We start from the raw sequence: 6,390 nt of genomic DNA, 5'->3' as shown, positions 1-6,390 counted from the left end.
TAAATAGAGGGATATAAAGCAGAGAATGATATTAAATTATGGCCTACTATAACATAGAGAAACGTCCCCGTACTGATGACACTATTAGGTATCGTTGACAATTGACGTAAGAAGTATCGCAGGTGATTTAAGATAGAACCGTACAATTTGCTATCAAGAATCTTTTGGGGAAAGCCCACCCAGAGTACGTTTACTACTTTAGTATAATTATTTCGGCTTTAAGGGATAAACGGGACCAAAGTCCCATTCCTTTTACTGATATTGAACGTAAGTTAATAACCGCGCCACACGCTACTGCATAACGTTCCAAAGTCTTCATACTTGCGCCAAGACTTCCGAGGTTACCTGATTGTTCCTATTTTCTCCCTCAATTTGACTACACATTGTCCTTCTATCTATATTAGTTCATATCCATATAGGTATAAATCAATGCACAGAATCTCGCGTAATGAAACCTCTTTATTGGGTTGGTAGTAGTAAAAAAGACCTCCAGTCGCTTCCCGATGATGTTCAAGACATTTTTGGTTATGCCCTACATGTTGCACAGACTGGAGGAAAACATTCGCAGGCCAAGCCATTGAAAGGATTTGGTGGTGCCGGTGTATTAGAAGTCGTAGAAGACTATACCCTATGGATTTCAAGATGCATCGCGACGGCAAGGGAGTGAATCCCCGGGAGCATAGGTAACTATGTGACCGGGGTGAACGAGTACAGCCAACAAAGAGGCAACTTGAAAGATAACGGGTATACATTGGTGACACCTACCGGGCGGTATAACTGCTATCTATGTTCTGCATGTATTTCAGAAGAAATCATCGACAGGGATAGCAACACCTAAGCCAGATACGGATAAAATTCGTGAACGATTGAAAATCGCAGAAAACCATGCCAGAGGAACATAATATGAACCACAATATCGAAGTCAGCAGCGGTAACATTTATGCCGATCTTGGTACGGCAGATGCCGAAGAAATGCAAGTCAAAGCACTTTTTCTTGATACAACTTTCACAATAGCCCAATCTTCTGTGCTATTTTTTACCTGCCGTAGAAATACTTAAACCCGGCTCCTGTCAACAACTCTGTTTACAAAAGATAATCAACAATTAAGAATTAAGAATTAAGAATTAAGAATTAAGAATTAAGAATTAAGAATTAAGAATTAAGTTTAAAATCGGATATCCCCAAAAAATCAAACAAGTCAATTTTTTGGGGAGAGTAGATTGAAAAATTGCGTTTATTTATCCCTCTGGTTTTTCCGGCCAATCAATATCCATTGCCTGTGAAACATCTATCCGATTCAGTATTACCCTATATTCTTTCCATGCCAATAAAGCTATTTCCTCTTCCTCAGTCGCAATACCTAAATCAACAGCATCTTGCAATGGTGAAATTTGATTTGTTGCCTCAGCGATGAGTTGTTGTTTTTGGAGTTCAGCATATTGCCGTAATTCATCTTTCGTTGGCGGAGGAATATCTGCCCATTCCGGCAAACCGTTTTTATTTGCTACACGGTGTTTTCCTTCTGGCGCATTATTAGCAGCATATTCCTGATAAATATCATTACTGACTTCTATAATATCATCCGGCAGTGAACCAGCAGCAATATAATTTTGTTTCAATTCTACCGGATAGAAAGCATTTGTTTTTGCACTGTAATAATACATAATTAATATCCTATCGCTATCCAAAAGAATGGGCTATCCCATTTGGCATTTACCCAAGAATTTAATAAATCGAAAGATGAATTATCAATTACATTTACATAGCCAACAGATGCCCCCATAAAACCCATTTTACTTTGAATAGCATTAATATTGACGGCGTAATGCGTATTGGAAAAACTAATTGGTAATTGAATACGTTCTATATAGCCAGCATCAATGACCTTAGTACGCCCCCATTGATAGATAACGCCTGTATCTCCACATCTCCACCAACCATTAATCGCTTTACTGGCACTATTCCTATTACCTTTGGCATTAACTTCATTGTCTACTTCTTCTTTTGTGTATACCCCGATATCCACGGCATCCAGATCAATATCCGCAGACAACTCCTTACCATTCACCTGCCGGATATTAGGCACTCTGCTATTAATACTTTCACTTAACGAAGTTATCATGTCCTGGACAAGCTTTTGTGTGACTGCCAGAGTATTACTATCACCAAGTACATCTGTAAGTTGAATAACACCTTTTTGTGTTAATGAAGCACTTGGAATCTCGGTTAAAGCTTTTTGCTCTAAAGCGATATTTAATTGGGTGGTGAGCTTGTCTATATCGCCATCATCCAAAACATCATCACTACATTGTGTAGAGATAAAATTAGCCACCACCGATGATATCGTTGACGACTGACGCAAAACCTTATTTAATAAACCAATGGAAATAATATTAGGGGGAATTCCCGTATTCAATTCCTGACTTTCTTCATATTCTCCTTGAGAAACAACATTAGCATCCTGACTAATAGAAAAAGCTTTAAAGTCATTTTTATTACTCATGAGTTCTCCTTAAGGAAAAAACTTATTTTTTCATTAAATAAAACTTTGAATTAATGAAAATCAAAATATCTACTTGATCATCGTATATAATTTTTAGATCGCTTTTCAATAATAGCCTTTTTCTGATAAAGAATGATGAAATATTTTTATAACTTAGAGAAATTAATTATTTTCTTATAGTTGATGCCGTTAATAGATCAATACCTGAAGCCAAATTTATACCTAAACTATTCATTTACATTCAGCATCCGAAAGTCCCTCTATTTGAACCATTCCCCAAAAATTCAGGTAAGCAGAGAAAATAAGCCACCATGTTTTAATCTGAGTTTTGTGATGCTCCTCTCACAACAAAAAACCGACAGTTCCAATAGGATCGATCAGCTTATAAAAACATTATTGAGGATTTATTAGCTTGAATTATTCAGAATAGGTCTATTCTTAATATGTGGACAAACTCTATTGTCAATACTTATTAAACCTACTAAGTAAGGGAAAATTATATGCCATCAAGAAGAGACGTCATAGTTGGAGGATTAAGTCTTGCTGCTGCCAGTACACTATCCGCTGCATCCTCAGCCAACGCCGCAACTGCTAACATAAAACCGACAAGAGCCTATAAAACAAATAGTGCAGAAAAATCCCTTGATATTATTAATCTTTATGACTTGGAAGAAGAAGCGCGTAAATTGATTCCAGCCCCCCAATTTGGCTATATCAGCAGCGGTTCAGGTGATGAATGGACTCTACGTGAAAACACCAGAGCCTTTGACGATTTCCAAATTATTCCCCGCTATCTCGCAGGAGTAAAAGAGCCTGACACAACAACCGAATTGCTCGGCAGTAAAGTGGATATGCCTATTTTCATTCCCCCAATGGCAGCACATGGGCTATCTCATACTACCGCTGAATTGGGAACAGCGAGAGGCGCTGCCGCTGCCGGTACCCTGTTTACTGCACAAACTCTATCTAATTCACCTCTTGAAGAGATAGCGAAAGTGAGTAATGGCCCCAAATGGTTCCAAATTTATTTTACCAAAGATATGGGCATTACCCGCGAAATGATACGCCGAGCCAAAGCGATGGGGGCAACCGCAATCGTCTTTACGGTCGATTTAGAGTGGAGTGGTAATAGAGAAACCGATAAACGTAATAAATTTGTCTTCCCACATTCATTACCATTTCCTAATATTCCAGGCGTTCCCGCAGGAGCAACCTTATCAGAGATTACAACGCTATTTAAACGGGATCTTGATTTTAATGACCTCGAATTCCTCGCCAAAGAATCAGGTCTTCCAATCATCGTGAAAGGCATTCAATCTGCCGAAAATGCTAAAGAGTGTATTAATCACGGTGCCGCAGCGATTCAAGTTTCTAATCACGGTGGCCGGCAGTTGGATACTGTCCCGGCAGCAATTGCTTCATTACCGCACATTATTGAAGCTGTTGGATCTAAAATTCCAGTCTATCTAGACGGAGGCATCCGCCGTGGTACCCATGTGTTTAAAGCGCTCGCATTGGGTGCCAAAGCTGTCGCTATCGGTAGGCCCATTTTGTATGCGCTGGCATTGGGTGGAGCGCCAGGCGTAACTTCCATTTTAAACCTGCTGAAGGATGAGCTGAAACTTAGCATGAAGCTGGCAGGATGTGCAGCCATTAAGGATATAGAGAGAAAATTTATTAGTTTGATTTAACCCATTAACTAATAAAGCAAATATTGGCCCCGTTTCATTTGAAACAGGTGATTTCAGGAAACGGGGTAAATTATGTTACCTTTAGAAATAATAGATACCATAATGAAAAAATCCGTTCTCTCACTTTACACCATTATTTCCTATTATTAATTATCGGCTTCCCCTTGAAATGTTCTTCAAGGGGAAATGTTTCATGTAAATATTAATGGAGTACACGAGACGCTGGCAGCTCAGTAATATCAAATTCATAACTTTGTTGTTCTTCCATGTTACTGCGTAAAACATCTTCTACTAATGCAGAAAAACCTGTCATCATCTGCCTTTCCATAATAACGCCTTTTGGTTCAGGCCACGGCAAACTAGCAATTGGCCAGTCGCAATGTGACTTATAATAATTAAATTGTTCCAGCCGCTCTTTAGACCGATCAAAATCATTACTCCAGTAAGCATTGCCTAGCCGAAAGTTTGTATAAAACTCATCAAAACTACCGAAGATTTCATAAATATAATCAGCGGTTTTCAGCATATTTTTCCATGCGACTTCTTCACTGATATAACTGGCACAAAAACAGTTACGACTTAAAACAATTGCAAGCCACAAATCAAATCCCCACACTAATGCTGGAGGGCGTTCATTAATAGGTTTGGCACATTTATGAATATAGTCAGGTGTTACTTCAACTAATTTGGCAAGCACTTTAAACATTTTCCCATCACTAAGAGCAGCATCAATAGCAAAATGTTTTGAATGTACCCCCTCCCACAAACCTGTTAGCATTTTCATATACCCTTCTTCATCAAGAATTCCCCAGTCGCTGTATAATTGGGATTGATGTTCCTGAGTCGGAGATAATGGAAGCAGACAGTAACGATAGCTATCATGGGCAACCCGTGACTGTAGAGGATAATGCTCTAGAGTTTCACTCCAAAAACCTAGCCAATAGTCACTAACAATATTTAGTCGTAATACCTGACGCTTATCTTCTGGTAAAAGAGATAAACCTGCTTGTTGATAATAACGCCGTTGTTCCCATTCTGGGCGCTTAACAATACGATAAATAATAACCGAGAGTAACATTACGCCAAATAATGCTATACCGCCTACTTGTGCCAGAAGTAAATAGTCCGTATCAGGGACAGATACATTACCTATTATAAATAAAACAATTGCTACAGATAATACAATACCCAAACATACTGCAATTACAAATAAAATATTAATCAACGTATATAATGCACTTAGAAAAGGCAACTTTCTTTTTTCAGAGATAATATGCTTCATTACCTGATAGCCTTTAACGGGGAACTGTCTATAATGAGGCTGATTTTGTAAAAGCTCTTTCATCACAAATGCTTCCTTTCCGAAAATTATCTGTCATATACGATAATTCTTGTCTGTATTATCATAAACTTCAAGAAAACATTATTTTTGCTACTGAGTACCAATTTAGCCAAATTAACTCCATCAGGGGACAATCACAATGAACTTTTCTGGATAATATTTTCTATTGAAGAAACATGATAACATTACAATATTATCATCGTACTGGTTGTAAGAGGCGTAATGAAATTGATTAATCAAAAAAAGTTACTGGAACAGGCCGAAGTTATTTGCCAGGCTCGTGGAGTCCGCTTTACTCCGCAGCGGCTTGAGGTTCTGCGTCTCATTTCAGAGCAACCCGGGGCAATCAGTGCTTATGATTTACTGGATTTGCTACGGGAAGCAGAACCACAGGCCAAACCACCTACCATATATCGGGCACTGGAATTTCTGTTGGAACAGGGGTTTATTCATAAAATAGAATCCACCAACAGTTATGTCCTATGTCACCATATTGAACAGCCAAGCCACACTTCAGCAATGTTTATTTGTGACCGTTGTGGTTCTGTTACAGAGCGAGATGGTGGAACCGTTGAATCCGCCATCCAACAGTTAGCAAAAACAGCCGGGTTCAGTTTACGCCATACCATCATCGAAGCGCATGGCTTATGTTCACCTTGTGAAGAGATCGAATCCTGTATTAAACGAGATGAGTGCCAGCATGACCACAGAATTGAAGGAAGTAAAAAGAAATAGATATACCCGTCATCTTTCAAGTTGCCTCTTTGTTGGCTGCACTCACTCACCCCGGTCACATCGTTCGCTATGCTCCCGGGGATTCGCTCCCTTGCCATCGCGAAGCATCTTGAAATTC

6 protein-coding genes and 1 pseudogene are annotated in these 6,390 nt (G+C 39.0%); 4 read left to right on the top strand and 3 right to left on the bottom strand.

Annotation, left to right across the window (positions count from 1 at the left end):
- Positions 1 to 448 precede the first annotated feature (448 nt).
- Together LGZ98_RS24330 and LGZ98_RS18520 are read left to right on the top strand one after the other, a co-directional pair.
- A pseudogene (locus LGZ98_RS24330) lies at positions 449 to 902 on the top strand (type II toxin-antitoxin system RelE/ParE family toxin).
- 1 nt (position 903) lies between these two features.
- Complete coding sequence (locus LGZ98_RS18520; RefSeq protein ID WP_228902091.1) at positions 904 to 1,059, top strand: helix-turn-helix domain-containing protein; 156 nt, start codon at positions 904 to 906, stop codon at positions 1,057 to 1,059.
- Positions 1,060 to 1,239: 180 nt separating this feature from the next.
- Here LGZ98_RS18520 and LGZ98_RS18515 read toward each other — a convergent pair whose 3' ends face one another.
- A complete protein-coding gene (locus tag LGZ98_RS18515; RefSeq protein WP_262978382.1) occupies positions 1,240 to 1,665 on the bottom strand; it encodes a tail fiber assembly protein in 426 nt (141 codons plus the stop codon).
- 2 nt (positions 1,666 to 1,667) lie between these two features.
- Positions 1,668 to 2,504, bottom strand: coding sequence for a gp53-like domain-containing protein (locus LGZ98_RS18510; protein WP_113043547.1), 837 nt, complete (start codon positions 2,502 to 2,504; stop codon positions 1,668 to 1,670).
- 500 nt (positions 2,505 to 3,004) lie between these two features.
- On the opposite strand from LGZ98_RS18510, the gene LGZ98_RS18505 reads away from it, so the two are divergent.
- Positions 3,005 to 4,195, top strand: a complete 1,191-nt coding sequence (locus tag LGZ98_RS18505) for a lactate oxidase (protein ID WP_228902088.1) — start codon at positions 3,005 to 3,007, stop codon at positions 4,193 to 4,195.
- Between the two features lie 202 nt (positions 4,196 to 4,397).
- On the opposite strand, the gene LGZ98_RS18500 is transcribed toward LGZ98_RS18505, so the two are convergent.
- Positions 4,398 to 5,540, bottom strand: a complete 1,143-nt coding sequence (locus LGZ98_RS18500) for a DUF1266 domain-containing protein (RefSeq protein ID WP_262978385.1) — start codon at positions 5,538 to 5,540, stop codon at positions 4,398 to 4,400.
- Between the two features lie 219 nt (positions 5,541 to 5,759).
- Between LGZ98_RS18500 and zur the strand changes: the two genes are divergently transcribed.
- Positions 5,760 to 6,272 carry a zinc uptake transcriptional repressor Zur gene (gene zur, locus LGZ98_RS18495; protein ID WP_113043544.1) on the top strand — a complete coding sequence of 171 codons (513 nt, stop codon included), beginning with the start codon at positions 5,760 to 5,762 and terminating at the stop codon, positions 6,270 to 6,272.
- The last annotated feature ends 118 nt before the right edge of the window (positions 6,273 to 6,390 follow it).

The sequence above is a fragment of the Photorhabdus kayaii genome (assembly GCF_025384895.1).
Taxonomy (GTDB): Bacteria; Pseudomonadota; Gammaproteobacteria; order Enterobacterales; family Enterobacteriaceae; genus Photorhabdus; species Photorhabdus kayaii.
Note: the sequence above shows the minus strand (reverse complement) of the source record. Positions and strands in the feature narration are given on the sequence as shown.